Annotated in this window: 16 protein-coding genes and 4 pseudogenes; 5 read left to right on the top strand and 15 right to left on the bottom strand. The window is 61.8% G+C overall.

All coding sequences use genetic code 11. From position 1 onward, the window contains the following. The first annotated feature begins 139 nt into the window (after window positions 1–139). Complete coding sequence (locus AC0L7P_RS19985) at window positions 140–883, top strand: type II secretion system protein GspD (RefSeq protein WP_473436226.1); 744 nt, start codon at window positions 140–142, stop codon at window positions 881–883. Here AC0L7P_RS19985 and modC read toward each other — a convergent pair. The 10 genes and pseudogenes from modC to AC0L7P_RS19935 all read right to left on the bottom strand — a co-directional run bounded on the left by modC (window position 877) and on the right by AC0L7P_RS19935 (window position 9,916). Continuing rightward, window positions 877–1,996, bottom strand: a pseudogene (gene modC / locus AC0L7P_RS19980) (molybdenum ABC transporter ATP-binding protein). The gene AC0L7P_RS19985 and the pseudogene modC sit on opposite strands and share 7 nt — an antisense overlap. Continuing rightward, window positions 1,993–2,685: a molybdate ABC transporter permease subunit gene (gene modB, locus AC0L7P_RS19975; RefSeq protein ID WP_473435884.1), complete on the bottom strand. Its 693-nt coding sequence runs from the start codon at window positions 2,683–2,685 to the stop codon at window positions 1,993–1,995. The pseudogene modC and the gene modB overlap by 4 nt, the downstream one beginning before the upstream one ends. A 9-nt stretch (window positions 2,686–2,694) precedes the next feature. Beyond that, window positions 2,695–3,465 (bottom strand): molybdate ABC transporter substrate-binding protein, encoded by a 771-nt coding sequence (gene modA, locus AC0L7P_RS19970; RefSeq protein ID WP_473436225.1) that lies wholly within the window; start codon window positions 3,463–3,465, stop codon window positions 2,695–2,697. Window positions 3,466–3,613: 148 nt separating this feature from the next. Further along, on the bottom strand, window positions 3,614–4,264 hold the full coding sequence (otnC, locus tag AC0L7P_RS19965; protein ID WP_473435883.1) for a 3-oxo-tetronate 4-phosphate decarboxylase: 651 nt from the start codon (window positions 4,262–4,264) through the stop codon (window positions 3,614–3,616). Continuing rightward, a complete protein-coding gene (gene otnK / locus AC0L7P_RS19960; protein ID WP_473435882.1) occupies window positions 4,261–5,484 on the bottom strand; it encodes a 3-oxo-tetronate kinase in 1,224 nt (407 codons plus the stop codon). Before otnK ends, otnC begins: the two co-directional genes overlap by 4 nt. Then, entirely contained in the window at window positions 5,481–6,278 is a 798-nt protein-coding gene (locus AC0L7P_RS19955; protein WP_473435881.1) for an N-acyl homoserine lactonase family protein, read from the bottom strand. The genes otnK and AC0L7P_RS19955 overlap by 4 nt, the downstream gene beginning before the upstream one ends. After that, window positions 6,275–6,565 (bottom strand): putative quinol monooxygenase, encoded by a 291-nt coding sequence (locus AC0L7P_RS19950; protein WP_473435880.1) that lies wholly within the window; start codon window positions 6,563–6,565, stop codon window positions 6,275–6,277. The genes AC0L7P_RS19955 and AC0L7P_RS19950 overlap by 4 nt, the downstream gene beginning before the upstream one ends. Continuing rightward, a complete protein-coding gene (locus tag AC0L7P_RS19945) occupies window positions 6,565–8,070 on the bottom strand; it encodes a tripartite tricarboxylate transporter permease (protein ID WP_473435879.1) in 1,506 nt (501 codons plus the stop codon). Before AC0L7P_RS19945 ends, AC0L7P_RS19950 begins: the two co-directional genes overlap by 1 nt. After that, window positions 8,070–8,837, bottom strand: coding sequence for a hypothetical protein (locus AC0L7P_RS19940; RefSeq protein WP_473435878.1), 768 nt, complete (start codon window positions 8,835–8,837; stop codon window positions 8,070–8,072). The genes AC0L7P_RS19945 and AC0L7P_RS19940 overlap by 1 nt, the downstream gene beginning before the upstream one ends. A gap of 71 nt (window positions 8,838–8,908) precedes the next feature. After that, a complete protein-coding gene (locus tag AC0L7P_RS19935; RefSeq protein WP_473435877.1) occupies window positions 8,909–9,916 on the bottom strand; it encodes a Bug family tripartite tricarboxylate transporter substrate binding protein in 1,008 nt (335 codons plus the stop codon). A gap of 136 nt (window positions 9,917–10,052) precedes the next feature. Between AC0L7P_RS19935 and AC0L7P_RS19930 the strand changes: the two are divergent. The 4 genes and pseudogenes from AC0L7P_RS19930 to AC0L7P_RS19915 all read left to right on the top strand — a co-directional run bounded on the left by AC0L7P_RS19930 (window position 10,053) and on the right by AC0L7P_RS19915 (window position 12,815). Continuing rightward, window positions 10,053–11,136 (top strand): annotated as a pseudogene (locus AC0L7P_RS19930) (isocitrate/isopropylmalate dehydrogenase family protein). Further along, complete coding sequence (locus AC0L7P_RS19925; RefSeq protein ID WP_473435876.1) at window positions 11,133–12,140, top strand: Gfo/Idh/MocA family protein; 1,008 nt, start codon at window positions 11,133–11,135, stop codon at window positions 12,138–12,140. The pseudogene AC0L7P_RS19930 and the gene AC0L7P_RS19925 overlap by 4 nt, the downstream one beginning before the upstream one ends. After that, window positions 12,140–12,517, top strand: coding sequence for a GntR family transcriptional regulator (locus AC0L7P_RS19920; protein ID WP_473435875.1), 378 nt, complete (start codon window positions 12,140–12,142; stop codon window positions 12,515–12,517). Before AC0L7P_RS19925 ends, AC0L7P_RS19920 begins: the two co-directional genes overlap by 1 nt. Next, the gene (locus AC0L7P_RS19915; RefSeq protein ID WP_473435874.1) at window positions 12,492–12,815 is read left to right on the top strand and encodes an FCD domain-containing protein; all 324 of its coding nucleotides are present in this window, start codon (window positions 12,492–12,494) and stop codon (window positions 12,813–12,815) included. Before AC0L7P_RS19920 ends, AC0L7P_RS19915 begins: the two co-directional genes overlap by 26 nt. Window positions 12,816–12,859: 44 nt before the next feature. On the opposite strand, the pseudogene AC0L7P_RS19910 reads toward AC0L7P_RS19915, so the two are convergent. The 5 genes and pseudogenes from AC0L7P_RS19910 to AC0L7P_RS19890 form a co-directional block, all read right to left on the bottom strand. Then, a pseudogene (locus AC0L7P_RS19910) lies at window positions 12,860–14,475 on the bottom strand (MFS transporter). A gap of 104 nt (window positions 14,476–14,579) precedes the next feature. Next, entirely contained in the window at window positions 14,580–15,050 is a 471-nt protein-coding gene (locus AC0L7P_RS19905; protein WP_473435873.1) for a MarR family transcriptional regulator, read from the bottom strand. Between the two features lie 28 nt (window positions 15,051–15,078). Next, a pseudogene (locus AC0L7P_RS19900) lies at window positions 15,079–16,385 on the bottom strand (TRAP transporter large permease). Next, window positions 16,378–16,833: a TRAP transporter small permease gene (locus AC0L7P_RS19895; protein ID WP_473435872.1), complete on the bottom strand. Its 456-nt coding sequence runs from the start codon at window positions 16,831–16,833 to the stop codon at window positions 16,378–16,380. Before AC0L7P_RS19895 ends, AC0L7P_RS19900 begins: the two are co-directional and overlap by 8 nt. Then, a complete protein-coding gene (locus tag AC0L7P_RS19890) occupies window positions 16,830–17,858 on the bottom strand; it encodes a TRAP transporter substrate-binding protein (RefSeq protein WP_473435871.1) in 1,029 nt (342 codons plus the stop codon). The genes AC0L7P_RS19895 and AC0L7P_RS19890 overlap by 4 nt, the downstream gene beginning before the upstream one ends. Between the last annotated feature and the right edge of the window lie 47 nt (window positions 17,859–17,905).

Below are 17,905 nucleotides of genomic sequence, written 5' to 3'. Positions count from 1 at the left end.
CCGCCCACAGGTGATGATCGAAGCCGCCATTGTCGAGGTGTCGGGCGAGGTTGCAGAACGCCTTGGCGTGCAGCTTGGCATGGGGCCGAACATTCCGAATGGCGCCATCGCGGCCACGTCGTTTTCCAATGGCGGGGGCGTGTCGCTGGGGTCGGTTCTGGCGGCTGTCGGTGTGCCTGCCGGCTCGGCCCTGTCCACGGGCGGCACCCTTGGGCTGGGCACCAATGATTTCGGGGTTCTGGTTCAGGCGCTGTCGCAATCCAACAGCGCGCGGTTGCTGTCCACCCCGTCTGTCACCACGCTTGACAACGAACCGGCAACCATTGTCGTGGGTCAGAACGTTCCCTTCCGCACCGGCAGCTTTGCAACGGATGGCAACACCGTCACCCCCTTTACAACCATCGAACGGCGCGATGTCGGCATCACCATGAACGTCGTGCCACGCATCACGGCGGGCGGGGTCGTGCAACTGTCGATCGAACAAGAGATTTCAAGCCTGACAAATGCCACCGTGGAAGGCGCCGCCGATCTTGTCACCAACCGCCGCGTCATCAACACGACCGTCATGGCAGACAACCGCGGCACCGTCGTGTTGGGCGGGCTTATCACCGACGACCGGATAAACGGCAGCACCAAGGTGCCGGGTCTGGGCGATATTCCACTGGTTGGCGAATTGTTCAAAACCCGCAACGGGCGCAACACCCAAAGAACGCTGTTCGTGTTCCTGCGCCCCACCATCCTGCGCAACCGCGAGGATGTGACGGCGGCAGCGGCCAACCGCTATGACCGGCTCAAGGCGGCCGATGTCAGACAGCCCCCGAGAACGGTCCTGAAAGAACGCGAGGTGCGTCAGTTGCCCTTGGAAATTCAGGGGCTTTACTGAACCGGATTTTCCGGCAGGCCCCACAACCCGGGGGTTCCGATATCGTCAGGGTCTACGGCAACCGATTTCATGATGGAAAAACAGGCGGTTCCGGGGGCCAGCCGCAGCGCGTCACATGATCGTTGCGTGACCCGGGCCAGCAATGTCTGACCGCCGATCGCCACAACCACCATGGCCCCCGGCCCGTTTCCCTTTCGGACCTCGCGAACCCGACCTTCAAGCATGTTCAGCGCCGAGATGCCTTCGGGCTTTTTCAGGGCCAGAATAACATCCTGGGCCGCGATCCTGACCCTGATCCGCGCCCCCACTGGCGAGGCGATGCGCGGCAAATGCAATTGCCCCGCCTCAACCGCAAGCTGGCTAAGCCCGTCGGTGTGATGGGCGACAACCCGGGCCGACAGCACCGCCCCGGCGCCGCGCACCCCAAACGCAGGGGAAACCGAAGGGTCGCCCAACACCTCGGTTGCGGGGCCTGTGCGGATCGCCCGACCGTCTTTTATCACCACGATCGTCGTGGCGAGGCGGGCAATTTCGGCCACGATGTGGCTGACATAGACAATGGGAATTTTGGTCTCGTCGCGCAGCCGCTCCAGATACGGGAGGATTTCCGATTTTCGCGCCTCGTCCAAAGCAGCCAAAGGTTCGTCCATGAGCAAAAGCCGAGGCGCCGACAACAACGCGCGACCGATGGCAACACGTTGCTTTTCCCCCCGACAGCGCGGCAGGGCGCCGCAACAGCAAAGGCCCGATGCCAAGCATATCGACGATGCGCTGAAATTCAGCGTTGCTGTGGCGCTGTTCCCCGAACCACTGCCCATAGCGCAGGTTTTGACGCACGCTCAGATGCGGAAAAAGCCGCCCTTCCTGAAACACATAGCCAACCCGCCGCCTGTGTGGCGGCAGCCAGCGTTTGGCCGAACTGTCAAACAGAACCTGCCCCTTTACGCTGACGTGGCCCGCATCGGGGCGCAACAGCCCCGCCACGGCCTGTACCACCGTCGTTTTGCCAGATCCCGACTGGCCGAAAAGGGCCGTCACGCCCGTAGGGGCATCAAACGCCACATCAAGATCAAAATCCGCAAAGCGATGGCGCAGGGAAACCGACAGGCTCATGCGCCACGCACCCAGCGCGCGACCCGAACGGCCAGAAGCTCGGACAGTAACAGCGCGGCCATGGCAACAACGACCGAGACAATAACCAGACGTATCGCCGATTTTTCTCCGCCGGGCACCTGAAGAAAGGCATAGATCGCTGACGGCAAGGTCTGGGTCTGTCCCGGAATATTCGACACAAAGGTGATCGTTGCGCCGAATTCCCCCATGGCCTTGGCAAAGGCAAGGATCGCCCCGACGATAATGCCGGGCAGGATCAGCGGCAAAGTGACCGTGGCGAACACCCAAAGGGGCGACGCCCCCAGCGTCGAGGCCGCCTGTTCCAGCTTTGGATCAACCGCTTCGATCGACAGGCGCACCGCCCGCACCAACAGCGGAAACGCCATGACCCCAGCCGCCACCACCGCCCCCGTCCAGCGAAACGCAAAGACGATTCCGAGATTCTGAAGCAGACCGCCGACCGGCCCCTGTGTGCCAAGCGTCAGCAGCAGCACATAGCCGGTCGCGACGGGCGGCAGGATCAGGGGCAGATGAACGATCCCGTTCAACAGATGTTTGCCCGGAAACTGCCAACGGGCCAGGGCATAGGCGACGAAAACCCCCAACGGCAAGGTAACAAGCGTCGCCCAAAGCGAAACCCGAAGCGACAGCGCCACCGCCTGCCATTCCTGAGGGCCAAGCCACGCCAACAGACCGCCCTATTCGCCCGGAACCGTAAAGCCCTGCCGCGCGAACGCCGCCTTGGCCGCGTCACTGTGCAGGAACGTCAGAAAGGCCGCGCACAGCGGGTTGTCCCCCGCCGCCATGGCCGCCGCCGGATAGATGATGGGCGGATGTGTATCCTCTGGAAAGGTGCCCACAACCGTCACGTTGTCATCGGCAACGGCATCTGTGGCGTAAACAATCCCATACGGCGCCTCTCCGGTAGACACAAACGCCAAAGCCGCGCGCACGTTGTCTGCCTGCGCCACCTTCGGTTCAACCGCCGCCCAGATGCCCAGGCTGGTCAGCGCCGCCTTGCCGTATATGCCGGCGGGCACGGCATCAACCAATGCCATGGCAAGCCGGTTGTCGCCCAGCATCCCGGCAAGATCAAACCCCGGCACAATGTCGACCGGCGCCGCATCGGGGCCATGGGCAATCAGAACGATGGAATTTCCCAAAAGGTCAAACCGTGTTCCTTGCGCGACAAGCCCCTGGGATTCAAGAATATCCATCCAGTCGGGATTGGCCGAAATGAAAATATCGGCCGGGGCGCCTTGCTGGATCTGCCGCGCGAGGCTTGAACTTCCCGCAAGGGAAACCGCGATGGTGTTGCCGGTGTCGCCGGCCCATGTCGCGGCGATGTCATCCATTGCGTTTTTCATGCTTGCTGCGGCGAAAACCGTTATTTCTCCGGCGGATGCGGCAAAGGGCGCGGTCATCGCGAAACCGGCGAAAAGGGCCGATGCACACCCATTCGCGGCCATGGATCTGAGGGTTCGGCGGATCGATGGTTTGGATTGCATGGTCTGCTCCCGGTCGAACGAATTCTTCTGGGGGATATATCGCAGAGGGTCAGGCGGCGTGGCAAGCTGATTGACGGTTAAGACGGACCGGGCGCGCGGGATGATCCGATCAATCATCCCATTCCACGTCAAACCGTTCTACCACTTGCCCGACTTGGGGGGCAGACAGGCCGATGGCCCCCAGACCGCGCGTCAACAGTGCAAGTTTCGCGGTTTCTTCCAGCTCTTCCATTGCGTAAACCGCCGCCTCAAGCGATTTTCCCGCAACAACCGGGCCATGATTGGCCAAAAGCACAGCAGAGCGCCGCCCGGCAAGCCCGCGCACCGCCGCGCCCATCCCGGCATCACCGGGCAGGAAAAACGGCAACAGCCGCACCTTGCCCAACCGCATGACGGCATAGGGCGTCAGGGCCGGAAGGGCGTTGTCCGGGTCCGTGTCGGGCAGCATCGACAGGGCAACGGCATGGCTGCAATGCAGGTGAACGACCGCGCCGGTGGTCTGGCGCGTGTCATAAAATGCGGTATGCAGCGGAATTTCCTTGGTCGGGGCATCCCCCGCCAACAATCGCAGATCGCTGGCCAGATGGCTGATGCGGGCCGGGTCGAGAAACCCCATGGACGACCCTGTTGGTGTCATCAGCAAAGACCCATCCGACAGGCGCATGGAAATGTTGCCCGAGGATCCACAGGTCAGCCCGCGATCAAACAGGGATTTCGCGAAACGGGCGATGTCGTCGCGCGCCTGTGCCTGTTCGCTCATGCCGGTTTTCCCAGCGCGGCAAGGGCCGTGGCAAAGAAATCGGGGCCACCGAAATTGCCCGATTTCAAGGCCAGTGCCAGATCACGCCCCGCGACCTGCAACGCCGGAACACCCGCCGCAAGCTTTGGGCCAATCCGCAGCGCCTGCGCGCCAAGGCCGCCGACCACAGCGCCCGAGGTTTCCCCCGCCACAACGATGCGCGCCACGCCATGTTCGACAAGCTTGCGGGCAAGCCCGGCAAACAGGGTTTCAATCGCTTCGGCCACGGTGTTTTGGCCAAACCGATCCTGCGCCGCGCGCACCACTTGCGGATCGGCAGAGGTGTAAAGCAGGGGCGCGTCGGTTTGCGCCAGCACCCAACCGGCCAGCGTTTCAACGTCTGCCGCGCCGGACATGACATCTTCTGCCGTGATTTCACGGTGCGGGGCGCGGGCGGCAAAGGCGGCAACCTGTGCGCGGGTCGCGCGGCTGCAAGACCCCGAAAGCACCACACCGGGGCCAGTCACCCCCGCCCAATCCGGGGTCGCGGGCCGCGCGCCAAAATTGCGCGGCAGGCCGATGGCAATGCCTGACCCGCCAGTCAGCAACCGCCGCCCCTGGGCCGCCGCGCCGATGCGGCGCAAATCATCATCGCTGATCGCATCGACGATCACCATGGCGCTTGTGTCGGGCAGGGCCGCGCGGATCGCCGCCGGCCCTTCCGCCACATGCGACGCCTGCACATGGGCAACCGGCCAATCGGTTTGTGCGCCCAGAACCCGGCGCAGATCGGGGTCGGTCATGGGGGTCAGGGGGTGGTCCTGCATGCCGCTTTCATTCAGCAGGCGATCACCGACAAAAAGATGCCCCATGAACACGCTGCGGCCATTTTCGGGAAACGCCGGACAGACCATCACGCAGCTTTCCCCAAGACGCTCGGCCAGGGCCGCCGTGACCGCGCCGATATTGCCCGAGGGCGTGGAATCGAAGGTCGAACAGACCTTGAACACGATCTGTTCGGCCCCCTGCGCCAACAGCCAGTCACAGGCGGCAAGGGATTGACGCACCGCGTCCCCTGCCGGGATGGTGCGGGATTTGAGCGCGACAACCCCCGCATCAATATCACCTGCGGTCCCTTCCGGGACACCGACAAACTGCACCACCCGCATCCCGCCTTCGGCAAGGGTCAACGCGATATCAGACGCGCCGGTGAAATCATCTGCGATCACCCCGATTTTCATGCCGCCCCCATGTTGATTGGCCCATGATCCAGCCGCACGATATGGTCGGCCTTGTCCCGGGCAAACCTCTGCATCACCAGCGGATCATGGCCGGGCACAATCAATTCCGGGCGGCTTGCCAAGCGTTCAAGGGTGGCGAAACCATCCAGCATGTCTTGCAGATCAACCACGATGGGAAAGGGTTTGCGACGCTGGACATTCTCGTAAAAATGCGCCGCATCCGAGGCAAGAACAAGCCAGCCCGCCGAGGTGCGCACCCGCACCGCCTGCAAGCCCCGGCTGTGCCCGCCGATGCGGTGAACACTTACGCCCTCGGCAATCTCGGCGTCGCCATCGTGAAAGATCACCTTGCCGGAATAAAGTCGCATGACCGCCTCGCAGATATGCGGGCCGCTGAACGGCAGACGCAAGGTGTCGTGGCACATGCAGGGGCCGGTGGCATAGGCCATTTCGGCCGCCTGCATATGCAGCGTCGCCTGCGGGAACAGATGCAACCCGCCTGCGTGGTCATAGTGCAGATGGGTGACGATGACGGTCTCCACAGCCTCGGGCGCGATCCCCAGAGGCGCCAGCGCCCTGCGCGGGTCAAGCTGAATGGGGCGGCCGCGCACCCGCGCTTCGGTGCTGTCATATCCGGTATCGACAAGGATCACCGCATCGCCGCGCCGCAACACCCAAATAAAATAATCCATCGGATGCGCGACATCATGGTTTTCATCGAACAAAAAGCTGTCACCGCGCACCCTTGCGTTGCGGTCGGCATATTTGACGGCGTGAACCTCCCAATCGCTCATGGTGCGACCTGCCCCCAGGTTGTCACCTCTTTTTCCGCGATCATCGCTGCGGTGGCGGTGCTGAAGCCCTGAAAATGTGCGCTGGCGCAGTGGGCATCAAACGCCGCCTGATCGGTGTAAAGTTCATACAGAAACACCTCATCGGGCCGTTTCTCATCGCTCAGCACATCGAAACGGTGGCACCCCGGTTCCTCGGTCAATGACGTTGCCGCATTGGCACGCATCAGCGCCATGAAATCACCCATCACCCCGGGATGCACCCGGAAGGTTACACAAACTGCAATCATCAATTCCTCCTCAAGCGGGCAAAGGCGCGGCGCACGATCGGCAGTTGCCCGGCAATAAGCGCCACGTTCAGCGCCAGCAGGATCGCCGCCGTCGGGCGGCTGACAAACCCCGACAAATCACCATCGCTCAGCAAAAGCGAGCGGCGGAAGGTTTCGTCAAACAGCCCGCCAAGAATGACCCCGATCACCAGCGGCGCAATGGGATATTTCATCAGGTTCATGAAATAGGCCAGCGCGCCAACCCCCAACATCAGGTAAAGATCGTTGATGCCGCCGCCGACACTGAAACTGCCGATGGTGGTCAGGATCATCACCACGGGCAGAAAGATCGTCTGGGGCAGGCGCAAGATCTGAATGAAAATCCGGGCGGTGAACAGGCCCATGATGAACATGGTGAACGACGCCAGAACCATGATCGCACAGACCCGCAGGATGATTTCGGGGTCAATGGTCGGCCCCGGAATGATATTGTTGATCTTGAACGCCCCCATCAATGCCGCAGCAGGCGGAGAGCCGGGAATCCCCAACACCAGAAGCGGAATCAAGGCCCCGCCGATACAGGCGTTGTTGGCGGTTTCCGAACACAGCAACCCTTCGATAGAGCCTTTGCCAAAGTTCTTGCCATCGTGGCTGACCGATTTTCCAACGCCATAGCTGACCCAGCCTGCAACGTCCTCGCCCACCCCGGGCAAGGCGCCAACGCCTGTGCCGATCACGCCGGACCGGGCGATGGTTGGCATATGGCGGCGCATGGCGCGGGCATTGGGCAGGATGCGCCCGGTCAGGGCGATGACATGGGCCGTTTTTGTGTGGCGCAGCCCGTCAATGATTTGCGGCACCGCAAAGGCACCCATCAGAACCGGCACCACCTGAAACCCCGAAAACAGATAGGACCAGCCAAAGGTATAGCGCGGCTCGCTCAACAGCGGGTCAAGCCCGACCATCGCCATGGCCAGCCCCGCCAGCCCCGCAATCCAACCCTTGACCACAAGATCCTCGGACATCAGCGTCCCGGACAACAGAATTCCGAACAGCGCCAAAAGCGCCTTTTCCGGGCTGGCGATGGATTGCGAAATCATCAGCAAAAGCCAGACAAACACCAAAAGCGCCGCCGTGCCGATCAACGTGCCGATAAAGCTGGCCGTGGTGGTCAGGCCCAACGCCTCGGCGCCGCGCCCTTTTTTGGCAAGGGGATAGCCATCCATCGCGGTTGCCGCACTTGCCGCCGTGCCGGGGATGTTCAACAGGATCGACGGGTAAGAGCCGCCATAAATCGCCCCGACATAGGCGCCAAGAAGGGCGATCAGCGCGTAATCCAACGGAATCTTGTTGCCGAAAAAACCGGTCAGGATCGTTACCGCAAGGGTTGCCGTCAGGCCGGGCAGCGCGCCGAACACAATGCCAAGAAAGACAGAAATGATGATATAGGGATAGGTGATTGGATCAGCGACAAGGCCCACGAAGGCAGATCCGAAGCCTTCGATCTGGGTAAGGAAGAAATGCATCAGCGGCTCCAGATCGGGCGAAGGTTGACGTAATACTGGTATTCGATCTGCGCAAACAGCAGCCCGCCCCGGTTCGGAATGTTCTGGCGAAACCCGAACGCCATGGCACAGACCAGAATAAGCGGGGTAAGAAGCGCGATCCACGGGGTCGCGCGGGCGATGCGGCCGCGATCCTGCACCAGCATCCAGACCGTCAACGCCAGCCAGACAGCCAGAGTGACCCAATCATCGTCATGGGGTTTGTTCCATTCCGATTGCGGCAGATGGGCAATCAGGGCGTAAAGCCCCGGCAGGGCAACCGCCCCGGCAACCAGCATCATCCGCCCCGGTTTACCGGCATGAAACCCATAGATGAACGCCGTGATGGTCAGCCCGCTTGCCAGAATGAAATCAACGCGCGGGACAAGGGCGAAGATGTAAAACACCATGATGACGGCGATACTGGCGATGCGCAGCGCCTCGTGCCGGTCCCAGCCGATGCCGACAGCCGAAAACGCGCGTTTTGCCCCGCCTTCGCGGATCGCGATGGTCAACAGAACAAAACCAAGGGCCAGCATCGCCACCCAAACACCAAAGGGGACGATCGCGGCGGAATTATACCAATCCGCCCCACTGACCCCGGCGCGGTTTTCGCCCAGAAACGGAATGAAACTGGTGCGCCACAGAAAGAACACCGCGCAGCAGATCAGAACCAGCGCCGCCCAGAAATCACGCGCGCGCAACAGCGTGGTGTCGTCGCTCGCCTCGTCCGGCCCGTGAATGTCCATATATCGCCCCTCACTTTTCGAAAAACGGGGCGTGAACCACGCCCCGTTGCTTATGTATTTACCAAAAGGCCTTACGGCTTTTCGATGCCAAGGCTTTCCGGATCAACGCTGGTAGAGCCAAGATCCTTGAGGGTATAGGCAAAGGTGCTTTCCAATGTAGCGAAAATCGCCTGGGCATCCGCGCCCGACTGACCGCCAATATCGTAATGGTTGGCGGCGGCCCATTCTGCCACGGTGTCAGATGCCATGGCCGCGTCGAACGCCTTGGTCAGCGTGGCTTTTACATCGTCGCTGGCCGAATTGGCGACGCCAAAACCGATGGATTGCTTGAGCGGCAGATAGGCATCAAGCCCGTCATACATCCCGAACGCCGACGGAATCGTCATGTCGCCCAGTTTGCCCTCGTCGGGCGTCAGCATCGCCAGCGGGCGCAGCTTGCCGCCTTCGATCAGCGGCGCCTGTTCGGCAAGGGATGTCACCACAAGCGCCACTTCGCCCGCCATCGCGGCCTCTTGCCCTGCGGCAGAGCCTTCGTAGGGGATGAATTTGAACTCGGCACCGGCGCCTTTTTCGATGGCCAGCAGGTTGAGATGGTGGATCGACCCGGCGCCAGACGCCGCCGCCGGAATGGACCCGGGCGCGGCCTTGGCGGCATCCACCAGCTCTTGCATGGTGGTATAGGGGCTGTCAGCGGGAACCGAGATCAGATCGGGAGAGCCGCCGATGATGAACGGATACCAGAAATCAAATTTCTTGTCCCAGCCGCCCTGAACCGCCGCCGTCACGTTGGATTCGGAAATACCGGCAAGGGTGTAACCGTCATCCGGCTGGTTCATCACGAATACCATGCCGTTCGATCCGGCAACGCCGCCGGTCTGATTGGTGACGTTGATCGACACCGGCAGATGTTTTTCCATCTCGGCCATGATCATCCGGTTGATACTGTCGGTGCCGCCACCGGCGCCCCAGACAACGACATCGGTGATGTCGCGAAACGGATAATCCTGCGCATGGGCCGCACCGGCCAAACCTGTGGCAAGTGCGGCAACAGCGGCAAGCTGTGCAAATCTTGTTCTCATCTTATCCTCCCATCGGATTGTGTTGGCTATTGCATTTTCTTGCGTATGCATTAATAAATGCATTGTCAACTCACAGATACAATACGGCCCGGTTTCCCCATCCCAGGGATGCCAGCCGAGAACAGGTAGGATAGCAATGCGGACTTTTAATATCGCGGTTTTCGAAGGGGATGGCATCGGCCCTGAGATCATGGCCCCCACCACTGCCATTCTGACCGCTTTGGCGGAAGATGCCGATGACTATGCCTTTGACTTCAACGTGGTCCCTGCCGGCGCCGCCCATTATGCGCAAAGTGGTGAAAGCCTGCCCGCCGCCTCGCTGGACGTGGCGCGCAGGGCCGATGCGATCCTGCTTTCGGCCATGGGGCTGCCCGATGTGCGCTATCCTGATGGAACGGAAATTTCGCCGCAGATCGAATTGCGCAAGATCCTGAATCTGTTCGCCGGGGTGCGCCCTGTCCGAATCGCACCGGGGCAACGCACCCCCTGAACCTGCCCGAAGGGCGCGCGGTGGATTTCGTTCTGGTGCGGGAAAGCACGGAAGGGTTGTTTTTCAGTCAGGGTCAGGGCGAGGTGTCACAGGACGAAGCCCGCGAAACCCTGCGCATCACCCGCGACGTTTCGGAAAAACTGTTCCGCTTTGCCTTTCAACTGGCCCATGACCGCAAGGCGCAAGGGGTTGGCACAGGCCGCGTGACCTGTGTGGACAAGGCGAACGTGTTCCGCGCCTTTGCCTTTTTCCGCAGCATCTTTGATGCTGAGGCAAAAGCGCACCCCGATCTGCGCGCGGATCATGCCTATGTTGATGCGACAGCCCTGTGGATGGTGCAAAAACCTTGGGATTTTGACGTGCTGGTAACGGAAAACATGTTTGGCGACATCCTGTCCGATCTTGGCGCCGGGCTGATGGGGGGCTGGGCCTGGCCCCATCGGCGGATATCGGTCTGGATCATGCGGTGTTCCAGCCCTGTCACGGCTCGGCCCCCGATATTGCGGGACAGGGGCGCGCCAATCCGATGGCGATGATCCTGTCAGCGGCGATGATGCTGGATTGGCTGGGCTTGCGCCACGAGGTGCCGGGCCTTGTGCGGGACGGTGCCAGATTGCGCACAGCGGTTGAGCGCGTCGTGGCCGAGGGAAAAATGCTGACCGCTGATATTGGCGGAACCGTCGGCACGCTTGAGGCCGCTCAGGCGATCGAAAAGGCTTTGCAGGCATGAGCCTGCGCGTTGCCTGTCTGGGGGCGGGTTATTTCAGCCAGTTTCATCTGGATGGCTGGCGGCGGATTGACGGCGTTTCCCTTGTCGGGGTCGGCGATACGTCACTGGCCAAGGCCAAGGCAACGGGTGCGCCCGCCTTTGGCGATCTTGACGCGCTTCTTGGCACCGCCCCTGACATTCTGGATGTCATACTGCCCCCTCAGGGCCATGCAGCGGCCATTCGCAAGGGGCTGAACGCGGGGGTGCGGGCGATCATCTGCCAGAAACCCTTCTGCACCTCGCTGACCGAGGCACGTGAAATGGCCGATCTTGCAGACACCGCAGGCATCCCGCTGATCGTGCATGAGAATTTCCGGTTTCAACCGTGGTATCGCGCGATCAGGGCGGCGCTGGAGGCCGGGCAGATCGGCACACCGCTTCAGGCGACGTTCCGGCTGCGTCCGGGCGATGGGCAGGGGCCGCGCGCCTATCTTGATCGCCAGCCCTATTTTCAACAGATGAAACGGTTTCTGGTTCATGAAACCGGGGTTCACTGGATCGACACGTTTCGCTATCTGTTCGGTGATCCCACCCATGTCTATGCCGATCTGCGCCGCGTCAATCCCGCGATTGCGGGCGAGGATGCGGGCTTTGTCACCTTTGATCACCCGGCTGGCGTGCGCACCCTGTTTGACGCGAACCGCAGCCTTGATCACGCCGCCGACAACACCCGCCGCACCATGGGCGAGGCGCTGTTTGAAGGCACCGGCGGCGCGCTTGATCTGTGGGGCGACGGCTCTGTCTGGATGCGCCCCTTTGGCAGCACCGACCGCGTTGAGGTTTTGGCGGCGGACCGCCATGATGGTTTTGGCGGCGATTGTACCCGTGCCTTGCAAAACCATGTGGTCTCTGCGCTGTTGCACGGAACGGCACTGGAAAATCAGGCGCGCGATTATCTGCGGGTCATCGAGATTGAAAACGCCGTCTATCGTTCGGCCCATGAGGGGCGCAAACTGGAGTTGTGATGCCTGAATCCGTCGACAAGCCCATATCAAACGCCGCCAGCGCCGTGGACCGGTTGCGCGCGCTGATCTTTGACGGAAGTTTGGCCGCCGGGTCGGACCATCTGGAAAGTGAGCTGGCGCTGCGGTTGGGCATGTCGCGCACGCCGGTGCGCGAGGCGGTGCTGATCCTTGCGGCGCAGGGATTGCTTGAGGTGCGACCGCGCAAGGGGGTGCGTATTCTGCCGGTTTCCGCCGCTGACATGCGCGAAATTTATGATGTGCTGACCGAACTTGAAAGCCTGGCCGCCGCAAACGCCGCGCAGGCCGGGCACCCCCGAGGCGCTGAACCCTCTGGCGCAAACCATCCTGGACATGGACAAGGCGCTTGCGACCGATAACCGCGAGGCATGGGCACAGGCGGATGACCGGTTTCACACGGAACTGGTCCGTCTTGGCGGCAATTCCCGGATCATTTCCATCGTGGGCATGATGGCCGATCAGGTGCGCCGCGCCCGGATGGTGACGCTTTATATGCGGCCCATGCCATCAAAATCCAACGCTGACCACCGCGGCGTTCTGGATGCGATCCGCAAGGGCGATGCCATCAGCGCCGAACGTATCCACCGCGCCCATCGCATCGCCGCCAAGGACATGCTGACCGGGCTGCTGGACCGGCACCGTTTTCAGCACCTCTGACCATCCGTGCAGATTTGGGTTTCTGGCGCCGCCCCCGTTCGCGATCATGCGTCCTTTTGCAACATATCGTCCCGCAGCGGCACGGCCTGACGTTCAATCATCCGGTGGACGACCGGATTCCCCTGTCCGCGATGCAACTGCCTGAGGCGGTTGGCCGTCTCGCCATCCGCCTGCAAACGCCGTTCGTTGTGGCGCACATATTCGCCCCATGTGGGGACATGGTAACTTTCGCTCCAATGGCCGGGCTGATGCAGGTCGCGCAACAGCGCCCATTGCTGTGCGCCGTCCCGAATGCGCATCCGGCGCCGCTGCGCCATCAATGCCAGAAATTCAGACACGTCGGATTGGGCGATTTCATAATCCACCATCACCATCACCGGGCCGCTGCGGTAACTCAGATCGAACCGCGTGGTTGGTTCCTTGAACTGGTTCAGCGGGTCAAGGTTCAGCCCGCCGAATTCAGGCAGGGGCAACCGAAGCCCGATCAGCGCGCCGATCAACAGCAGGCACGCCGCGCCCGACAGGGCCGTTCCCGACCCGAAATGATCGGCCGTAACACCCCAGATCAGACTGCCCAGGGCCATCCCCCCGAATGTTCCGGTCTGATACAGCGCGATAACCCGGCCAACGACCCAGCGCGGAGTCGAAAGCTGGATCGTGACATTGAACATCGACATGGCCAACACCCAGCACGCGCCCGTCAACATCAGGGCGACAGCCGCGATGATCACATGCCCCCCAAGCGCCAGAATGCCACAGCTTACCCCATATCCAACGAATGCGGCGCGGGCGATGAATTCATTGCGGAACCGCACCCGCAGCCGGGCATTCATCAAGGCCCCGCTCACGGCGCCCATCCCGAAACACCCCAGCAACACGCCATAGACGAACGCCGTGGAATGCAGGGTTTCGCGCACGACAACAGGCAACAGCGCCAAAAGCGCCACCGCCGAAAGCCCGAACCAGAACCCGCGCAGGATCACCCGCATCAGGTTTGGGGACATGGCAACATAGCGCAGCCCGGCGCCAAAGGCGCTGCCCATGGGTTCGCGGGGAAGGTGGGTGTCGCGCGCCGGGGCCTGCCATCGCAACAAGGCCAGAATGATCGCGATATAGCTAAGCGCATTCACCGCAAAGGCCGCCGCCGCCCCCGCGATGGCCACGATCGCCCCCCTGCCGCCGGGCCGATGCTGCGCATCAGGTTGAACCCCATGCTGTTCAGCGACACCGCCGATGGCAATTCCCCGCGCGAAACAATATCGCCCATGGTCGCCTGCCATGACGGATTATGAAGCGCGGTTCCGCAGCCGATCAGAAACGTGAACCCCAAAAGGGACCAGGGCGACAGCCACCCCTCAAAGGCCATGAAGGTCAGAACAACCGACACCCCGAACATGAACCCCTGCGCGATCAGCATGACGCGCCGCCGGTCAAAATTATCGGCAAACACCCCCGCCAACAGCGAAAATATCATGATCGGCAGCGTGACAGACCCCTGCACAAGCGCGACCATATTCTGGGAATCCGACAGCGATGTCATCAACCACGCCGCGCCCACCGCCTGAACCAAACCCCCGAAATTCGATGCCAGCGCCGCAACCCAAAGCGTGCGAAACGTCTGGTTGCGGAACAATACCAATGGCGACACATAATCCGGCACTTGCTGAACCCTCTTACTGCACCCTCCCTTCGTACGGGGTTCTCGGGTTCACTGTCGAGGGTCCGCGTGCTGTTCAGGCGTGATCAGATGCAAAGCGCCGACACCTATGGCGCCAGATCCTCGGGCCCGGTTTCGATTCCGTTGAATTCGTCAAGCAGCGCCAGAAGCTGGCGGTATTTGTCCTGTCCGAACTGCGCCTCGATCCGGTCGGTGATGCTGCGGCTGACCGCGCCGTATTCTTTCAGAACCCGCGATCCGGCGGGGCAGATCGACACGATCTGCCGCCGCCGGTTGGTCATGTCCTGCACCCGCGCGATCTGTTCCTTCTGAACCATGGTCTGCAAAAGCCGCGACACCGACGCCGGTTGCAGGCACGCCGCCGCGGCCAGTTCCTGTCCCGACATCGGGCCTTCCTCGTCCAGCACCCTGAGAATGCGCCATTGCGGTTCGCTCACCCCTGCCTCGGCCAGCATACGCCGGATCGGCACAAGAATACGTTCGCGCGCCCGCAGCAGGGCAATCGGCAACGACCGCCCGGTCGGCGCAAGCACAGCAGCAGCTTTGTCGTGGTTCATCGCGATCCTTTCCTTGCACATGCCGCCATTACAGCAGCCAGAGCGATAGCGCCGGCACCAGGACCAACAGCGCCAGCCGCGCAATATCCGCAATCCAGAACGGGATGATCCCGCGAAAGATCGTGCGCAGGGGAATATCCGGCAACGTGGCGCGCAGAACGAACACATTCATCCCCACAGGCGGCGTGATCAGGCTGATTTCCGTAACCACCACAACGACCACCGCAAACCAGATCAGAATGTTTTCCGGGTCGGCCAGCGGGCCGGCGCCAAAATCAAGCTGGGCCACGATGGGGTAAAACACCGGCACCGTCAGCAGGATCATCGACAGGCTTTCAAAAACGCAGCCCATGACAAGATAGATCATCACCATCAGGCCGATCACCGCCCAGGGGCTGATGTCGAACTCATAGATCAGATCCACCAACCCATCGGGAAGCCCGGCAAAGTTGACGAAGGCGGAAAAGATTTCAGCGCCAATGATGATGGCAAAGATCATGGCCGAAGACACCACCGTATCGCGGCAGGCCGTGCTGAACCCTTCACGCCCAAGGCTGCGCATGGCGAGGGCAAGAAGCAGCGAAAAAATCGCCCCCATGCCCGCCGCCTCGATCGGGTAAAAAAGCCGCCATAGATGCCGATCATGATAAAGGCAAACAGGCCCAGCGTGCCGAACACCCCCATCGTGTCGCGGCGCGACATCGGTTCGGGGTCGGTCACGGGCGGGGCCAGGTCGGGGTTGATGCGCACGGCGATCATCACCGCGATCAGGTAAAACACCACGCCGATGGCACCGGGGATCAGCCCCGCGATGAACAGCTTGCCGATGTCGCTTTCGGTCAGCAGGCCATAGATGATCATGATGATCGACGGCGGAATCAGAATGCCCAGCGTCCCGCCCGCCGCGATGGACCCGGCAGCAAGGCTGTCGGAATACCCGAACCGGCGCATGGGCGGCATGGCCACGCGCGACATGGTCGCCGCCGTGGCCAGGGACGACCCGGAAACCGCGGAAAAGCCACCGCAGGACAGGACAGTCGCCAACGCCAGCCCGCCGCGCATCCGCCCGAACAGCCGGTCCGCCCCGGCAAACAGCCCGTGGGCAATGCCGGAATTGGCAAGGATATTGCCCATGAAAATGAACAGCGGCACCACCGAAAGGGAATAGGAAAAGCCGGTTTCAAACACTGCCGCGCCCACCATGGCGCCCGCCGGTTCAAGACCGCGCAACCAGGCAAACCCAAGCCCGCCAACCATGGCCATGGCAAAGGCAATGGGCACCCGGGCAAACACCAGCACCAGCAGGATGATCACAGCGACCAAAGATTCAATCATTGCGCAACCCCCGCATCAAACCGAACACCGCCGCAACCACACAGGCCAGCGCACCCAGAAACGCAAACGGCCCCAACGGCACCCCAAGCGAAACCGAGCGTGACCCGTCGCTGAACTGTCCGATGCCCAGAATAACCAGCCGCCAGGCGAAAAAGCCAAGCACAGCCGCCGAAACCAGCCCGGCAAACACGCCCAGCACCCGGTTAACCGGACCTGGCAGAAGATCGACCAGCAGGTCAACCTCCACATGGGCGCCGGCGCGGCTGACCAGCGGCAGGGCAACAAACACCAGCGCCCCCAGCAAAAGCTCGGTCAGTTCAAACGCCCCTGACAGCGGCGCGTTGAACAGATAGCGCCCCACGACATCCACCCCGGTCACACCCATCAGGGCCAGCAGCAATATTGCTGCCAGCCCCTTGAGAACACTTTCCAGACGCTGTGCAATCATTTTGCCGCGTCACCAACGCCGGTCATTTTCCGCAAACGGGCCAGTGCGGCGGCGCCGTCCTCGCCTTCGGGCAGGGAGGCGGCCCATGCGTCTTCGTATTTGGTTGCGGCGGTGCGGATCGCATCGACAACCGGCGCGGGCGCTGCGTAAAGCTCGATCCCCGCCTCTTCGATTTCGCCGGTCGCCACGCGGTCGGCCTCGTTCCAGGCGGCGCCCACACGTTCGGCAAAGGCCAGGCCGGAAATGGCGTCGATCGCCGCCTGATCCTCGGGCGAGATTTCGTCCCACTTGTCCTCGTCCATCACCAGAAACCATGTGGTGTTGTACATGCCGCCGGGCACCGTCATCGAATATTTGATATAGTCGGTCAGTTTGAACGCCGTCAGCGCCTCATAGGTAAAGGCCACGCCGTCGATAACCCCGCGCGAAAGTTTTTCATAAACCTCAGGCGAGGACATGAACAACGGCGTTGCACCCAGATCACCCATCAGATCGGCCACATAGCCACCGGGCACGCGGATTTTAAGGCCCTCGAAATCGGCGGGCGTTTCAATCTTGCGCTGGTTGTTGTGAAACAGACCCGGGCCATGCATGAACAGGCCCAGCAAATGTGTGCCTTCGTGTTCGGCGCGGGCGTTCAGATCTTCGGTGTAGACCGTCCAGAACGCCTTGGAGCTTTCCACGGCGTCATCGCCCAGAAACGAAAACTGGCCAAGCTCGCTCCCGGCGAAACGATCATCCTGGGTAAAGCTGTGCAGACCATAGGTGATGTCGGCGATGCCATCACGGGCCATGTCGAAATGCGCCGGCGGGCTGCCCAGAGGTTTGCCCAGCACCCGCACCGAAACGCGGCCCTCGGTGACCTTTTCAATCTCTTTCGCCCATGGCTTGATCGCGTTAACGACAATCGGATGGCGCGGCGGCAGCCAGCTTGACAGGGCCAGCTGCACATCGGCGGCCTGAGCGGCCAGTGGCGACAGGAATGTGCCAAGCGCCAGAACGGCGGCGGTGGTCAGGTGTTTCATTTGGTGTCCTCCCAGAGTGGTTAGTGGCCTTGCGGGGTTTCCCGGCT

Source organism: Oceaniglobus sp. K40-3 (genome assembly GCF_055808395.1).
Note: the sequence above shows the minus strand (reverse complement) of the source record. Positions and strands in the feature narration are given on the sequence as shown.